At 61.6% G+C, this 14837-nt stretch carries 15 protein-coding genes and 1 tRNA gene; 8 read left to right on the top strand and 8 right to left on the bottom strand.

The window, feature by feature from the left end:
- Positions 1-158: 158 nt before the first annotated feature.
- From HW554_RS10450 to pheS, 4 genes are all read right to left on the bottom strand, one after another.
- Positions 159-232: transfer RNA gene (locus HW554_RS10450), tRNA-Asn, on the bottom strand.
- A gap of 95 nt (positions 233-327) precedes the next feature.
- Positions 328-771 carry a Rieske (2Fe-2S) protein gene (locus HW554_RS10445; protein WP_176908531.1) on the bottom strand — a complete coding sequence of 148 codons (444 nt, stop codon included), beginning with the start codon at positions 769-771 and terminating at the stop codon, positions 328-330.
- 71 nt (positions 772-842) lie between these two features.
- Positions 843-1751 (bottom strand): 3-hydroxyacyl-CoA dehydrogenase NAD-binding domain-containing protein, encoded by a 909-nt coding sequence (locus HW554_RS10440; protein ID WP_176908530.1) that lies wholly within the window; start codon positions 1749-1751, stop codon positions 843-845.
- Positions 1752-1814: 63 nt separating this feature from the next.
- Positions 1815-2888 carry a phenylalanine--tRNA ligase subunit alpha gene (gene pheS, locus HW554_RS10435; RefSeq protein WP_176908529.1) on the bottom strand — a complete coding sequence of 358 codons (1074 nt, stop codon included), beginning with the start codon at positions 2886-2888 and terminating at the stop codon, positions 1815-1817.
- 223 nt (positions 2889-3111) lie between these two features.
- On the opposite strand from pheS, the gene HW554_RS10430 reads away from it, so the two are divergent.
- Both HW554_RS10430 and HW554_RS10425 read left to right on the top strand, forming a co-directional pair.
- A complete protein-coding gene (locus tag HW554_RS10430; protein ID WP_176908528.1) occupies positions 3112-3636 on the top strand; it encodes a hypothetical protein in 525 nt (174 codons plus the stop codon).
- Positions 3637-3893: 257 nt separating this feature from the next.
- The gene (locus tag HW554_RS10425; RefSeq protein ID WP_176908527.1) at positions 3894-4556 is read left to right on the top strand and encodes a hypothetical protein; all 663 of its coding nucleotides are present in this window, start codon (positions 3894-3896) and stop codon (positions 4554-4556) included.
- 187 nt (positions 4557-4743) lie between these two features.
- Here the strand turns inward: HW554_RS10425 and HW554_RS10420 are convergent, their stop codons facing one another.
- The 3 genes from HW554_RS10420 to HW554_RS10410 all read right to left on the bottom strand — a co-directional run bounded on the left by HW554_RS10420 (position 4744) and on the right by HW554_RS10410 (position 8779).
- Positions 4744-6024, bottom strand: a complete 1281-nt coding sequence (locus tag HW554_RS10420; protein WP_176908526.1) for a M16 family metallopeptidase — start codon at positions 6022-6024, stop codon at positions 4744-4746.
- A 179-nt stretch (positions 6025-6203) separates the two neighbouring features.
- Positions 6204-7469: a SusC/RagA family TonB-linked outer membrane protein gene (locus tag HW554_RS10415; RefSeq protein ID WP_176908525.1), complete on the bottom strand. Its 1266-nt coding sequence runs from the start codon at positions 7467-7469 to the stop codon at positions 6204-6206.
- Positions 7397-8779, bottom strand: coding sequence for a TonB-dependent receptor plug domain-containing protein (locus tag HW554_RS10410; protein WP_246285187.1), 1383 nt, complete (start codon positions 8777-8779; stop codon positions 7397-7399). Before HW554_RS10410 ends, HW554_RS10415 begins: the two co-directional genes overlap by 73 nt.
- A 139-nt stretch (positions 8780-8918) precedes the next feature.
- Here HW554_RS10410 and HW554_RS10405 point away from each other — a divergent pair, with 139 nt between their 5' ends.
- The 4 genes from HW554_RS10405 to ytxJ all read left to right on the top strand — a co-directional run bounded on the left by HW554_RS10405 (position 8919) and on the right by ytxJ (position 12156).
- Entirely contained in the window at positions 8919-10979 is a 2061-nt protein-coding gene (locus HW554_RS10405) for an alpha-ketoacid dehydrogenase subunit alpha/beta (RefSeq protein WP_176908523.1), read from the top strand.
- 12 nt (positions 10980-10991) lie between these two features.
- Complete coding sequence (locus HW554_RS10400) at positions 10992-11312, top strand: hypothetical protein (RefSeq protein ID WP_176908522.1); 321 nt, start codon at positions 10992-10994, stop codon at positions 11310-11312.
- A 133-nt stretch (positions 11313-11445) separates the two neighbouring features.
- On the top strand, positions 11446-11781 hold the full coding sequence (locus HW554_RS10395; RefSeq protein ID WP_176908521.1) for a hypothetical protein: 336 nt from the start codon (positions 11446-11448) through the stop codon (positions 11779-11781).
- 36 nt (positions 11782-11817) lie between these two features.
- A complete protein-coding gene (gene ytxJ / locus HW554_RS10390) occupies positions 11818-12156 on the top strand; it encodes a bacillithiol system redox-active protein YtxJ (protein ID WP_176908520.1) in 339 nt (112 codons plus the stop codon).
- A 162-nt stretch (positions 12157-12318) separates the two neighbouring features.
- Here ytxJ and HW554_RS10385 read toward each other — a convergent pair whose 3' ends face one another.
- A complete protein-coding gene (locus HW554_RS10385; protein ID WP_176908519.1) occupies positions 12319-12726 on the bottom strand; it encodes an OsmC family protein in 408 nt (135 codons plus the stop codon).
- Positions 12727-12828: 102 nt separating this feature from the next.
- On the opposite strand from HW554_RS10385, the gene HW554_RS10380 reads away from it, so the two are divergent.
- Together HW554_RS10380 and lipA are read left to right on the top strand one after the other, a co-directional pair.
- Entirely contained in the window at positions 12829-13662 is an 834-nt protein-coding gene (locus HW554_RS10380) for a hypothetical protein (protein ID WP_176908518.1), read from the top strand.
- A gap of 137 nt (positions 13663-13799) precedes the next feature.
- Entirely contained in the window at positions 13800-14693 is an 894-nt protein-coding gene (gene lipA / locus HW554_RS10375) for a lipoyl synthase (RefSeq protein ID WP_176908573.1), read from the top strand.
- The last annotated feature ends 144 nt before the right edge of the window (positions 14694-14837 follow it).

Here is a 14837-nt window from a genome sequence, read left to right as displayed (position 1 = left end):
GGCTTTCGCCTCGGTTTCCGCCCTGGTTTTCTTCCTAAGGTAGTCTGGAATTATCGGAGAGTCAAGCTAATTCCGCAACCAAATGTGCCCTGACGGCAACCAAAAGGGTATAAACGCAAAAACACCCGCCGGTTATGGGCGGGTGTTTTTAGGCGTTGCGCTCCCTCCTGGGCTCGAACCAGGGACCCTCTGATTAACAGTCAGATGCTCTAACCGGCTGAGCTAAGGAAGCGGTTATGGCGGCGGTTTTTGCCGTTGCTGGTGCAATATTAAGGTAAAGATCGGGAAGCACCAAACCCGCCTTTCAAAAAATAACAGGTTATTTTTCTAGTTCGTGATTGTCAGGACATTGCCTGAGAGGGCTGTGCTGTAGCGGCGCATCGGTAGCGTGGCCGGGCCACCCTGCGGCTGGCCCGTGAAGCTGAATTGCGACTGGCAGCAGGGGTCGAAGAGCCGAAAAAGGGGCTCGATGCGTACCCGGGCACAGGTGTCCTGGGGTTGGTAGGGGCAGGTGCGGTCGAAAGCCAAGTAGGTGCCGACGTTCTGGCGCACCACAATCAGGCCCCGCAGACCGCCCTTTGTGTACACGGCCCCGTTATCGAAGCGCAGGGCGCTGTTCTGCTGGTCGGTCAGGAATAGTACCTCGTTCACGATGGCCAGCGGAATCTGGGGCTGTGCGTTGCTACCCGAGTTACAGGCGGCAATGCCCAGCGCAGTAGTGGCCAGCACGCACAGGCCGAGGAAACGGGAGGAGGTTGGAACGATACGCATGCGGCAAAGCAAATAGGTGAGCCTTTATATCGGCAACGTACCTAGGGAGTGAATAGTGCGTTGGCCGTACCTCAACCCTTTCCTGGCCCGCTGGCAGGATATTCGTAGAAGCCCCGACCCGACTTGCGGCCGTGGTGGCCGGCATCCACCTTCTGCTGCTGCAGGCGGCTGGGCCGGAACTTGGCGTCGAAGTGGAAGGCCTCGTACATGGCCGACGTAACCAGGTAGTTGCTATCCACGCCAATCAGGTCCATGAGGCGGAACGGGCCCATGCGGAACCCGGCCGACTCCAATAGCTCATCAATCACCTCCACTGGCGCTACCTGTTCCTCGGCCAGCTTCAGGCCTTCTACGTAGTAGTGCCGCGCCACCCGGTTCACAATGAAGCCCGGCGCGTCGGCGGCCCGCACAGGGCGCTTGCCCAGCCGCCCGGCCAGCGCAAACACCGCATCGGCCACGTCCGGCGCGGTAGCCACGCCGCTGATAACTTCCACCAGCTTCATGATGGGCGCCGGGTTGAAGAAGTGCATGCCCACCACTCGCTCGGGGTGCGGGATGCCCGCTGCCAGCCGCGTAATGGGTAGCGACGAGGTATTGGAGGCGAAGATGCTCGCCGCCGGGTTCTGCTCGGCCAACTGCCGGAACAGCTGTTGCTTCACGTCGAGCCGCTCCACCACGGCCTCTACAATCAGGTCGGCGCGTACCTCGGGCAGCTTATCGGTGAGGGTGAGGCGGGCCAGCGCGGCATCGCGCTCCTCGGGGCTCAGCTTCTGCTTTTCCACCAGCTTACCCAATCCTGCCGCAATGGCCTGCCGGGCCTTGGGCAGCATGTCGGCATTTATATCGAACAGAATGGTGGGTAGCCCGTGCTGCACGCACACCTGCGCAATGCCCAGCCCCATGGTGCCCGCGCCCACAATGGCCACAGTTTCTATGGAAATAGGCTGGCTGGCGGCGGCGGGATGGGTGGGGGAGGTCATAGGTGGCGAGTGTAGGAGGGCGAATAAACGCAGTAGAAAATCAGCGTAATCAGGCCAAACAGTTTACAGCAGGGATTCGAACTGCCGCAGAAAGCGCATATCGTTTTCGGTGAACAGGCGCAGGTCCTTGATCTGGTATTTTAGCATCGTGATGCGCTCGATGCCCATGCCCCAGGCGTAGCCCGAGTAGCGCTCGGCATCAATGCCCGACTGCTCCAGTACCGCCGGATCGACCATACCCGCCCCCCCGATTTCCACCCACCCGGTGCCCTTACAGATGTTGCAGCCCGTGCCTTTGCAAATCAGGCAGGTGATGTCAATCTCAGCCGAAGGCTCGGTGAAGGGGAAGAACGAGGGCCTGAAACGTACCTGCACGTCGTCGCCGAACAGCTCCTGCACGAAGTAGTACACCGTCTGCTTGAGGTCGGCGAAGCTCACGTTTTCGTCAATGAAAAGCGCCTCTACCTGATGAAACATCATGTGGGCGCGTGCCGAAATGGCCTCGTTGCGGTACACCCGGCCCGGCATAATGCTGCGGATGGGCGGCTTTTGCGCCTGCATCACCCGCACTTGCACCGGGCTGGTATGGGTGCGCAGCAGGTAGCTGGCGGAGGCTTTTGCTTCCGTATCCGAATCTCCCGAACCTGCCCCGGCACTCTTCACGAAAAACGTGTCCTGCATGTCGCGGGCGGGGTGGTTTTCGGGGAAGTTGAGGGCGGTGAAGTTGTGCCAGTCGTCCTCAATTTCGGGCCCCTCGGCCACGTTGAAGCCGATGCGGGCCAGAATACGCACGATTTCTTCGCGCACTAGGCTCAGCGGGTGGCGGGTGCCCAGAGCCTGGGGCACGGGCGGCAGCGTGTAGTCGAAGGTGGGGTCGGAGGGGGAGTTGGCCGCGCCGGCTTCCAGCTGCTCGCGCCGCTCATCGAAGCGGGCCTGGGCCAACTGCTTGAGCTGGTTGAGCTCCTGGCCCACGGCCCGGCGGTCGGCGGGTTCCACGCTTTTAAGCTGGTCGAACAGGTCGGCCAGCTGGCCTTTGCGGCCGGTGTAGGCAATGCGGAACTGGTCGAGTTGTTCGGCCGTGGAAAGGTCGGCGGCCTCAATTTCCGCCCGCACCCGGGCAATGGTTTCCTGTAGCATGGGGCAAAGGTAGCCTGATTGCCGATTGTGTGTTTGGACTTGCCTGAACGATAAAATTTTTGCGTTGATAATCAGCTACATAAACCTGTTGTAGGGGTGGCTGATTGTCGATGGAAGTGTAGTTGGTACGGTTGCTGCAAAACCACCATACAACCCACCGGCTCCTGCCGGCTCTGCTGCGCCGCCACGCCGGCCGCTCGTTTTCACTCCTGATTTCTTCCCGATGAAAAAGTTGCTTTTCGCGGCCGCTGCGGCTGTTGCCTTCCTGAGTGCGCCCCTGGCCCAGGCCCAAACCACAACCGCTTATCCCCTGGAAAGTACGAGCATGGCCCCTGCCACCGACGGCTGGGACTGGCCCGCTCCCGCTGCGGCGGCAGACGCTACTACTCCCGCTGTCGCCGATGATGCTGATGCCGCCATGATGCGCTCCTCGGGCGTGCTTGTAGCCCCCGGCATGAGTTCCTCGCCCTACCGCGGCACCAGCACCGACTACAATGGCCGTCCGGTAGCCCGTCGTAAGTCGTTTCGGCCGCGCTCAGTACGCACCACTTCCACCGATCCGTTGATGGCTTCCTCAGGCGTGATGCTGGCTCCGGGCATGAACACGGCACCGCATCGGGCCGCCAGCACCGACTACCACGGCCGCCCGCTGCACCAGCTGCAGCCGGCCCCGACTACCTTGGCCACCACTGCCCTAGTGACCGATGCCCCAGCCACCGATGCCCCGGCAATTGACGCTGGCTGGTAAACAGCCGCGCTTTTGGCAGTGAAATCGGCCGTCCAGCAACCGTAATGGCCGAACTACCCCTTTGCGACAAAGAAAAGTGGAACGATAAACGGGACTCTGCCGTTAGGCAACATCCGGACAACGTGCGCGTTATCCGGAAACCTGACCGCCGGATTCGGTAGCCGACACTATTTTGGCCACCGAAATGTGAGTAGAGTATTTCGGACCCGCGCAAGGCACTGTATCTTTGCGATAACAATCTGTTTAGCATCTGTTTCATGACGAATCGTCAACTAGTTCCGCTGTTGCTGCTCGGCGGCATATTCTTGGCCGCACCGGCCGTAGCGCAAAAAAAATCGTCGGATGGCTGGGGTGACTCCGGTGGCGGCTGGGGCTCTTCGGCTCCGAAAAAAGCTGCTGCCAAAGCCGCGCCGGCCAAAACGACGAAGGCTGCTCCAGCTATGGCTGCACCGGCCGCTACTACTCCTGCCCCTACCGAGGCAGCCGCCTCGGCTGGTAGCGAGTGGGGTGGTGCTGCTGCTGGTGCCACTGCTGGCGCTGCTGCCGGCCCCGTGTACGAAGAGCAGCCAATTGGAGCCAGCATTGCGCCGGGCTTTACGGCTGCCCCTTCGCGCCGCGTAACCACCGACTACCGGGGCCGCCCGCTGGCACCTTACATACGCCGTTCGGTGCGCTCGGCCGACATTGCACCGCCCGTTATGGCTGCTCCTGCGCCTATTCTGGTGCCCGAGCCTGAGCCAATAGCTGCCGCCCCGGCACCCATGCCGGCTGCCAAGACTGCCGCTAAAGCTGCTACCTCGGCAAGTACTAAGAGCGGTGGCGCTGCTGCCGCTACAACTACCAAGAAAGCCGCGCCCGCTAAAAAGGCGCCCGCCAAGAAAGCCGATGACGGCTGGGGTGGCGGTGGTAGCGGCTGGTAACACCGGTTCTGCCAAGCCTCTATAATTCACTTAGAAAGCCCGCTCAGCAGCTGCCGAGCGGGCTTTCTAAGTGATAACCTGTTTGGCAAGCTCCCGCAATAAATCAGCACGTCCTGCTTCATCTGCCGTTTGTGCAGGCGAAGCAGGACGTTTTTCACTTGTTGAACAGCTCCTGAGTCAGACAGGCCTAATTCACGCTGTTCGCCACTTCTACCAGCACCGGCTCGGCAATGGGCGTGGCGCGGTAGTACAACGTGCTGCAGTTTTCGGGGCGCAGTACCTCGCGGGCGGCGTCCTGCACCTGGGCGGGCGTTACGGCCTGTATTTTGGCGCTTTCCTCGTTTACCAGGTTGGCATCGCCCAGCAGCTTGCTAAAGGCCAGGCTCATGGCCCGGTTCAGTAGTTCAATTTCGCTGAACACAATACTTACTTCGGCCTGGTTTTTTACCTTTTCCAGCTCTTCGGTTGGTACCTGGGTGGTCAGGAGCTCGGCCACTACGGCCTCCACGGCCATGTCGGCCTGCTCCAGCGTGATATCGGCGTTGAGTTTGCCGCTGATGACGAGCAGACCTGGCTCCATCGAGCCCATCACGGAAGCCGAAAGCGAGTTGAACAGCTCCTGCTCCTTCACCAGCCGTTGGTACAGTCGGCTCGATTTGCCCCGGCCCAGCACGTCGGACAGCAAATCGGCGGGGTAGTACCCGTCTTCGCCCCGGCCGGGCATATGGTACACCTTGTAAAGCGCCGACAGCGGTACTTCGGCCTTTATTTCGAGGAAGCGGGCTTCCTCCTGCCGGGGCTCGGCGGGCAGCTGCCGCTCGTAGGGGGCGCCGCCGGCAATGGGGCCGAACCACTTCTCGGCCAGCCGCCGGGCTTCGGCCACGGTTACGTCGCCGGCCACGACCAAAATGGCGTTGGCGGGGGCGTAGTGCTTGGCAAAAAAGGCCCGCACCTGCGCCATCGTGGCTTCTTCGATGTGGCTGATTTCCTTGCCGATGGTGGCCCACTGGTAGGGGTGATGCTGGTAAGCCAAAGGCCGCAGCTTCAGCCACACGTCGCCGTAGGGTTGGTTGAGGTAGTTCTGTTTGAATTCCTCGACCACCACCTTGCGCTGCACCTCCAGCCCATTATCCGAAAAGGCCAGGTTCAGCATCCGGTCCGATTCGAGCCAGAAGCCGGTTTCGAGGTTGGCGGCGGGCAGCGTGAGGTAGTAGTTGGTGATGTCGGGCGAGGTGAAGGCGTTATTCTCGCCGCCCACCAGCTGCAGCGGCTCGTCGTAGCTGGGGATGTTGACGGAGCCCGAGAACATCAGGTGCTCGAACAGGTGAGCGAAGCCGGTCTGGTCGGGCGTTTCGTCGCGTGAGCCCACGTTGTACAGCACATTAAGCACGGCCAGCGGCGTGGTGTGGTCTTCGTGCACGATGCAGCGCAGGCCGTTATCGAGGGTAAATTCTTCGAACTGAATCATAGGGAGAAAAGTAGCGCGAAGCTCCAGCTTCGCGGGTCGTTGCTGACGGCGCGCCATTGGTAATCCAACGCGCTGCGAAGCTGGAGCTTCGCGCTACAACCGTTCAACAGCGCACAAGGTAAGGCCCTGCTTGTGCTACTAACCGGCCGCCCGAAACAGAAGTTTCGGGTGCACCGCGGCTATAACGTGGCCCGGAGGCCCAGCAGCAGGGTTTGGGCGATAGGGTAGGTGCTGGCATCGATGCCGGCCTGCCGGTTGTCGGAGCCGGCGGAGCTGATGTTGGGGTCGAAGCCCCGGTAGCCGCTCAGCACCAGTAGGTTGTGGCCACCCAGCCACAGGCTCACGCTCCGGGCATCCCTTTCCCATACTTTGTAGCTGAGGCTGAGGGCCGAGAGGCGCACGTGGTTGCCCGATTGCAGCAAATAATCTAACAGATTAGCCGCGCCGTAGAAGCCGGGTGCGCCGGCGGCGGGAACGTTGGTGTTGGGGTTAGCGGGCGTCCAGCGGTTGCGCACCCGGCCCGATGCGTTGCTGCGCCCGCCGTTGGGGGCGTCCAGCGTCAGCCCCACGGTGTTCAGCACCGAGTAGCCAAACATGCCATCGGCCTGCAGCTGCAACGCGAAACGGCCCAGCGCAAGCTGCTGGCCGAAGCTGAGTAGCTGCCGGGGCAAACCGCTGCCGAGGGGCTGCTGGTCGAAATAATCAACTCTTCCGTCGCCGTTCGCATCCTCAAACCGGGGCTGGCCGGTGGCCGCATCGGTGCCCAAATAGCGCAGCCCGTAAAACGTGCTTACGGGCTGCCCGTCGCTTGCCCGCTGGTAGGCGCTGGGATAAACGGCCGGAAACTCCGACTGGTAACGGTTGCGGTTGACAGCCGCTGCCAGCCGGCTGCTGCCCTGCACAGCCCCTGCCTGCCAGTTGATGCCCACCGAAAGCTCCAGCCCTTTGTTGCGGATGCGAGCCAACTCTTTGCTGCCGGACGAGAAATACTGCTGATGGCGGGTGTCGCGGGCGTAGCCCTGCAGCGTTACAGTCAGTTTCTGGTCGAACAAACCAGCTTCTATTCCCGCATCAGTTTGCGTAGTGACATCGGGCGTGAGCACGTTGATGCGCTGCGTTAAATTGGTACTTGAGGGGGCTATAAGCTCCGCGAAATTACGGCCAATCAGCCCGCGGCCCGACGTACGGCCCCACCCTGCCCACACCTTCAGCGAGTGGTTGGTAGGCGTCCAGAAGTCCTCTTCTGATATCTGCCACACCGCCTGCGCGCCCGGCAACCACTGCTGGCGGTCGGTTTCTGCAAAGCTGCTCGATGCATCGCGCCGGAGCGTGCCGCGCAGCTGGTAGCGCCGGGCGAAGGTATAGTCAGTGGTCAGTTGATAGAAAGCAACCGCACCGCTGGCGCTGTTGCTGGTATTGCCCGAAAACTGTGGCTGGATGAGCACATATGAACGAATTTCCTCGGTTGTGGAGCGCGCCTGATGCTGGTATTCCAGCCCGGCCGCCACCACGTGCCGCTGGTCGCCGAAACTGCGGGCGTAACGTACCGATGGTGTGAGCACCCACGGCGGTGGGTGGCAGTCAAGTCGTTAGCCAGGCCCCCTTGGTAGCTGCCAGCAGCTTGCCGAAACGAACTGCTGCGCAACGTGGCGCGTTCCAAGCCGCCGCGCAGGCCCAGGGTCAGGCCGTTGCTGAACTCGTAGCGGAGGCCGGTTTGGGCCAGCAATCGGCGTTGTGTCGGCGTCTGGTAATTTTCCTGGGCCACCCGTATGGGCGCGAATTCCAGCGGCGAGCCCGGCGGGTCGGTTGGCGACTGGGTGGGCGGGGCCAGCAGGCCAATCTGCATCGTAGCGGGCGAGGGCCGGCGCTCATTGGTCTGGCTGAGGCTGGCCGTAGCATCGAGGTGCAGATGCTGGCCCACCCGCTGGTTGATGGCCGCCCGTAGGGCGTAACGTTGCAGGCGCGAGTTCAGCAGCACCCCGTTCTGGCCCAGGTAATCGGCCCCGGCATAGTAGCGGGTGCGGGCCGTGCCGCCCTGCAAACCCAGGTGATGCTGCTGCACGGCGGCCGTACGCAACAGCTCGGCCTGCCAGTCGGTGCCCTGGCCGAAAGCGGCCACCTGGGCGGGTGAAAAGCGCGCGGGCTGACCGTAGCGCTGGGTTACTTCGTTGGCGAGGGTGGCAAACTCCTGGGCATTCAGCAGGTCGTAGCGGTAGCGGGTGCGCTGCACGCCGCCGTAGCCTTCGTAGCTCAGGCGCGGCTTGCCCGCCTGACCCCGGCGGGTGGTAATGCGGATAACCCCATTAACTGCCTGCGAGCCGTACAGTGCGGTTTCGTAGGCCCCCTTGAGCACCTGCACGCTTTCAATGTCCTGCGTAGGGATGCTGAGCAGCGGGTTCGAGTCCAGCTCCATTGTGTGCTGAAATACGGGCACCTCATCCACCACGTACAGTGGCTGCGCGTTGCCCGAGAGGCTGGCCGCCCCCCGAATCCGGACTGCCACTTGGGCCCCCGGCGCGCCCGAGTAGGGCGTGGCCTGCACCCCGGCCACCTGCCGGAGCTGCTCCTGGAGGGGGAGGAAGGGAGAGAGGGTGTTAGTGTAGGCGGTGATTATAATCTCAAGGGGGCAGTAGATCTTAACTCGTAAGACTGAATCATTAACACCTACATTCGACAGCCTTACCGTATCGGGCTGCTGAGCCAGGGCGGTAATTGGGATTGAGAACAGAAATCCGAGAGGTAATAGTCGAACCATATAAATAGTGAGGGCGGGAAATACGACCCCAAAGGTAGATGCGGAAGGCAGGCAGATTGCACAAACCAGCTCTAACTATTTTCCTTCCAACCCAAACCCGTACTTTTGGCTTCCCCCACCCGTCACTGGCCTCTACGCTATGCAATTCGACCGCAAGGATTACTCCAACGATACCCTGCTGCACTTATATCATCACCTGCTCAAGCCCCGGCTGATTGAGGAGAAAATGCTGATTCTGCTGCGCCAGGGCAAGGTCAGCAAGTGGTTTTCGGGCATCGGGCAGGAGGCTATTTCGGTGGGCAGCACGCTGGCGCTGGAACCCGATGAGTACATTCTGCCCCTGCACCGCAACCTGGGCGTGTTTACGGGCCGTGATGTACCGCTGGGCCGCCTGTTTGGGCAGTGGCAGGGCAAGACCACCGGCTTTACCAAGGGCCGCGACCGAAGCTTTCATTTCGGCACCAACGAGCACCACATTGTGGGCATGATTTCGCACCTCGGGCCCCAGCTGGCCGTGGCCGGCGGCATTGCCCTGGCCGATGTGCTCGACGAGAAACCCCGTGTAACTGTAACCTACAGCGGCGACGGTGGCGCCTCGGAGGGTGACTTCCACGAGGCCCTGAACGTGGCCGCCGTGTGGCAGCTGCCGGTCATCTTCATCATCGAAAACAACGGCTACGGCCTCAGTACGCCTTCCAACGAGCAGTTCCGCTTCCGCTACTTCGTGGATAAAGGCCCGGCTTACGGCATGGAAGCCGTGCAGGTGGATGGCAACAACGTGCTCGAAGTGTACGACACGGTGAAGCGCCTCGCCGAAGACCTGCGCCAAAACCCGCGCCCGGTGCTGCTGGAGGCCCTTACGTTCCGGATGCGCGGCCACGAGGAGGCCAGCGGCACCAAGTACGTGCCCCAGGAGCTGTTCACCGAATGGGCCGCCAAAGACCCGGTAGAGAACTACGAAAAGTGGCTGCTCCAGGAAGGCATCCTCGACGAGGAGGCCCGCATGCGCTACCGCGAAACCATCAAGCGCGAAATCGAGGAAGGCCTCAAGGAAGCCGATGCCGCCCCCGCCCCGACCCCCGACGCCGCCCGCGAGCTGGCCGATATGTACGCGCCTTTGGCGGAAGATAGGAGCGAGGAGCTAGAAGCTAGAATGGCAGATAGCTCAGACGAGCGGCCGCAAGGAAGCGAAGGTCAAGATGACAATATTCTAGCTTCTAGCTCCTCACTTCTAGCTTCTTCGGAGAAACGCTACATCGATGCCATTTCCGACGGGCTGCGGCAGAGCATGGAGCGGTATCCGGAGCTGGTGCTAATGGGCCAGGACATTGCCGAATATGGCGGCGTGTTCAAGATTACCGACGGCTTCGTGAAGCAGTTCGGCAAGGGCCGGGTGCGCAACACGCCGCTCTGCGAGTCGGCCATTGTGGGCGCGGGCCTGGGGCTGAGCATCCGGGGCAAAAAGGCCATGGTGGAGATGCAGTTCGCCGATTTCGTGACCTGCGGCTTCAACCAGATCATCAACAACCTGGCAAAAAGCCATTACCGCTGGGGCCAAAACGCCGACGTGGTAGTGCGCATGCCCACGGGGGCCGGCTCGGCCGCCGGGCCATTCCACAGCCAGAGCAACGAGGCCTGGTTTACCCACACGCCGGGCCTGAAAGTGGTGTTCCCGAGCAACCCCTACGATGCCAAGGGCCTGCTCTGCGCCGCGCTGGCCGACCCCAACCCGGTGCTGTTTTTCGAGCACAAGCTGTTGTACCGCAGCATCTCGGCCCCAGTGCCCGATGCATATTATACCACGCCCATTGGCAAGGCCGCGCTGGCCCGCGAAGGCCACGAGCTGAGCATTGTAACCTACGGGGCCGGCGTGCACTGGGCCCTGGCGCTGGCCGAGGAACTGAACCTCGACTGCGACGTGCTGGACCTGCGTACCCTGCTGCCCTGGGACGAGCAGGCCGTGCGCCGCACCGTGGAGAAAACCGGCCGCCTCATTTTGCTGCACGAAGACACGCTGATTGGCGGTTTGGGCGGTGAAATTGGCGCCTGGGTGGCTGAAAATTGCTTCCGTAGCCTCGATGCGCCCATTATGCGGGTGGCCTCGCTCGATACGGCCGTGCCCTTCGCGCCCACGCTGGAGCAAGATTTCCTGCCCCGCCAGCGCCTGCGCGAAGCGGTAGAGAAAATGCGCAGCTACTGATTTACTGACAGCATGAAGTGTATCTGTAACAGCGGCCGGTGGCTGAGTATGATGCTAGTGGCCGCGCTGCTGCTGGCCGCCCCGGCCTGCCAGCGCCACCCCTACCGTATTCCCGACCCTAAAGGCCCGCCGCAGGCCAAGGTCAAACGCAACCGCACCCCCGGCAACGAGTCGGCCGACGGGCGGGTGCTGGATGTAGAGCGCGAGGCCGTGAAAATGCCGAAAAACCGCCTCGACAAACAGGGACTGGTGAAAAAGCCCAAGCACGAAAACCGGCGGCTAAAGCCCCGACATGAGCGCCGCCGGTTCCTGGGCATTACCATGCCTTTCTGAGTGATTCCGCCGGCTGCCCACCCGTACATGTACGCCTCCTGGCTGCGGTAAGTACTACATAATGTGTAGCTTTCCGTAGTACTTACCGCCCTGCAGTCTGGATTATCTGCTTACTTCTTATCATCTGAAAACTATGCGTTATCTGTTTATTGGTGCCTTGCTGCTGGCTTTGTCGGCCACCGGGGCGCAGGCACAGCTGGAGTCGAGCAGCCCGGCCAGCCAGCGGGCGGCCAGCCGGAAGGCGCTGCGCGATGCCCGCAAAGTAGAGGCGCGCTACAAAGAGTCGCACCTGGCCGTGAGCAAAAAGGAGCTGCGGATGCAGGCTGCCGGCCGCCTGGCCACGCTGCCGCCCCCGACCGGGCAGCCCGACTACAAGTTCAGCCGCGACGGCACACCCCGCGTAAGCGAACCATCGAAGATGCATTTGCGTCTTCGTCGTAAGAAGCCCAACGCGGCTCCGGTACAGTAGTACCCATTCTTTCCCAGTTCTCCTTCACCATCCCCTATGACTCCCTGGCAACCCCTTACCCAAGCCGAGCAACTCTCCGAAATCGTCCGCGAATCAGCTGAACAGCCGGTTATCGTGTTCAAGCACAGCACCACCTGCTCCATCAGCGCCATGGCCAAGAGCAAGATTGAGCGGCAGTGGGCTGATGCCGGCCTCGAAAACGCCAAGCTATACTACCTCGATCTGCTTAACTACCGCCCCATTTCGCAGGAACTGGCTCAGCAGTTTAAGGTGCAGCACGAGTCGCCGCAGCTGCTGCTGATCCAGGACGGCGCATGCACCTACCACGCCTCGCACAACGGCATCCGCCTGAGCGACGTGAAGCAGGCCATTTAGTAGCTGCGCAGCATGCTGTAGGGGCGAGGCTTGTCCCCGCCCGCCGCCAGAATAATATACTGCGGGCATATGTCCGCTGTTCAATTCACGGTTCAACGGCGGGCGGGGACAAGCCCCGCCCCTACAGCGTTCTTAGCAATCCGTTCCGAAACAAGGTGACTATTAAGCGCTATACTCGAACTGAACCTGCTGCTTTATCTCGGGGTTCAGGCTGAGGGCTACCGGGCAGGTTTTGGCGGCCCGCTCCAGCAGGGTACGCTCCTTTTCGGGCAGCGACGCCGGCAGCCGGAACGTCAGGTCAATCTGCCCGATGCGGCGTGGGTCGCTGAGCATGTGCTTGGTGGTGTCCCAGCTGGCACTGCTTAGGTCGAGGCTATGCCGCTCGGCTACGATGCCCATAATGGTCATCATGCACGAGCCGAGGGCCGAGCATACCAGGTCGGTAGGCGAAAACGCTTCGCCTCTTCCCTGGTTATCAGTGGGGGCATCGGTCAGAATAGTGTTGCCCGAGGCGGTGTGCGTGGCTTCGGTGCGCAGCTGGCCGGCGTAGCGGGCAGAAATAGTGCTCATAAGAAACAGGTAAACAGACGAAGTATGCGGGCTAATTTACGTACTTTCGGAGGGGTTGGCAGCCAGCGGCAGCCGGCCCCGTCGTTTTTCAACCGACTCTCTATGTATTCCCGACCCGTACGCACAGTTGCCTGCTTGGGCAGCACGTTGCTGCTGGCCCTGCTGGCTGCTCCACAGGCGCAGGCGCAGCGTAAGCCGAAAGCCGGTAATGCGGCCAAGCCCAGCATCAGCAACGACCAGGCTTCCTACAGCAAAGAATTCACGTACGGCGTAAACTTCAACACCCGCGGCGGCCTGCTGGGCGGTGTGGCCGTGCGCTCCACCCGCCTGATCAACCAGGACTGGGCCCGATTCTGGAGCCTGGAGCTGGTAGAGGTGAAGCACCCGAAGGAGGAGAAGGCAACTATATCGAACCGGACAGTTGGCATAACGGGAACCATTGTGCCGGGCAAAAGCAACTACTTTTTTGTGGCCCGGCCCAGCGTAGGCCTGCAGCGCGTGCTGTTCCGCAAAGCGCCCGACGCAGGCGTGCAGGTAAACGGCCTGCTGGGCGGCGGGCCATCTATTGGCCTGCTGATGCCTTATTACATCAACTACAACTACCAGGACCCCAACGGCGGTCCGCTCGATGTGCGGGCCGAGCAGTACGACCCGGCTAGGCACACGGGCCCGGGTGGCGCTATTCTGGACCGTGCCCCGCTGTTCGCCGGCATTGGCGAAACCAAGCCCCTGGTGGGAGCCCACATACGCGGGGCGCTCAGTTTTGAATTCGGCCGTTACCGCGACGCGGTAACCGGCGTTGAGGTGGGCGTGCTGGCGGAGGCGTATGCCAAAACCCCGGTCATTATCCGCAACCAGCTCACGGAAGACAGCGCCATCAACGACCGTTTTCTGCCTTCGGTGTACCTGACGGTTTACATAGGCAGCCGGCACTAAACGCCCCGCTTAGCGGGTTATGACAAAAGCATAAGGGAGAAAGGCCAAAACAACCCGGTCTTTTATCCCTTATGCTTTTATCATTCAAGCCTTATCCTCATCCCCATTCCTCGTACCTTTGTGCCATGGATGATTTGTTGCTGACTCTGCCCATTATTCAGCCCGAAGCGGCCGCCCCTGCCAAGGCCCGCAAGCCCGACTGGCTGCGCGTGAAGCTGCCGGTAGGACCGGCTTATGCCAACGTGCGCCGCCTCGTCGACGAGCACAAGCTGCACACCATCTGCGAAAGCGGCAACTGCCCCAACATGGGCGAGTGCTGGGGCGCGGGTACGGCCACGTTTATGATTCTGGGCAACATCTGCACCCGCTCGTGCTCGTTCTGCGCCGTGGCTACCGGCCGGCCTTCCGAACTTGATCTGGACGAGCCCCGCCGCGTGGCCGAGGCCATTCAGCTGATGGGCGTGAAGCACGCCGTGCTTACCAGCGTGAACCGCGACGAGCTGAAGGACCGCGGGGCCAGCGTGTGGTACGAAACTGTGGTGCAAACCAAGCAGCTCAGCCCCACTACCACCATCGAAACCCTCATTCCGGACGTGAAGGCCAACTGGGCCGCCCTCGATACCATGATTGCCGGCGGCCAGGAAGTGGTGTCGCACAACATGGAAACCGTGGGCAGCCTCTACCGCCTCGTGCGCCCCCAGGGCAAGTACGACCGGAGCCTGGAGCAAATTCAGCGGACCAAGCAGGCCGGCAAGCGCACCAAGTCGGGCATTATGCTGGGCCTGGGCGAAACCAAGGACGAGATGTACAAGGCCATGGACGACCTCGTGGCCCACGGCCTCGATATCCTCACGCTGGGCCAGTACCTGCAGCCCACCAAGCGCCATATCGAGGTGGCCGAGTTTATCCACCCCGACCTGTTTGCTCACTACCGCGAGGAGGGCCTGCGTCGGGGCCTTAAGTATGTAGAAAGCGGCCCGCTGGTGCGCTCCAGCTACCACGCCGAGCGCCACGTGAACGTGCCTATCTAGGCGGCGGCAATGGCCACGTGACCCGCTTCAGAGCTGTCAAAAGGCTTATTTCAAAAAAAAGACCTTTCCGGATTGCGGAAAGGTCTTTTTTTTGAGAGCTGGTAAGGAAGGTGATTTCGGCGGTAGCTGCTAGGGTATATGGGC

Origin of the sequence: Hymenobacter lapidiphilus, from assembly GCF_013377885.1 — a bacterium.
Classification (GTDB): domain Bacteria; phylum Bacteroidota; class Bacteroidia; order Cytophagales; family Hymenobacteraceae; genus Hymenobacter; species Hymenobacter lapidiphilus.
The sequence above is the reverse complement of the archived record's forward strand: the minus strand, read 5'-3'. Positions and strand labels throughout refer to the sequence as shown.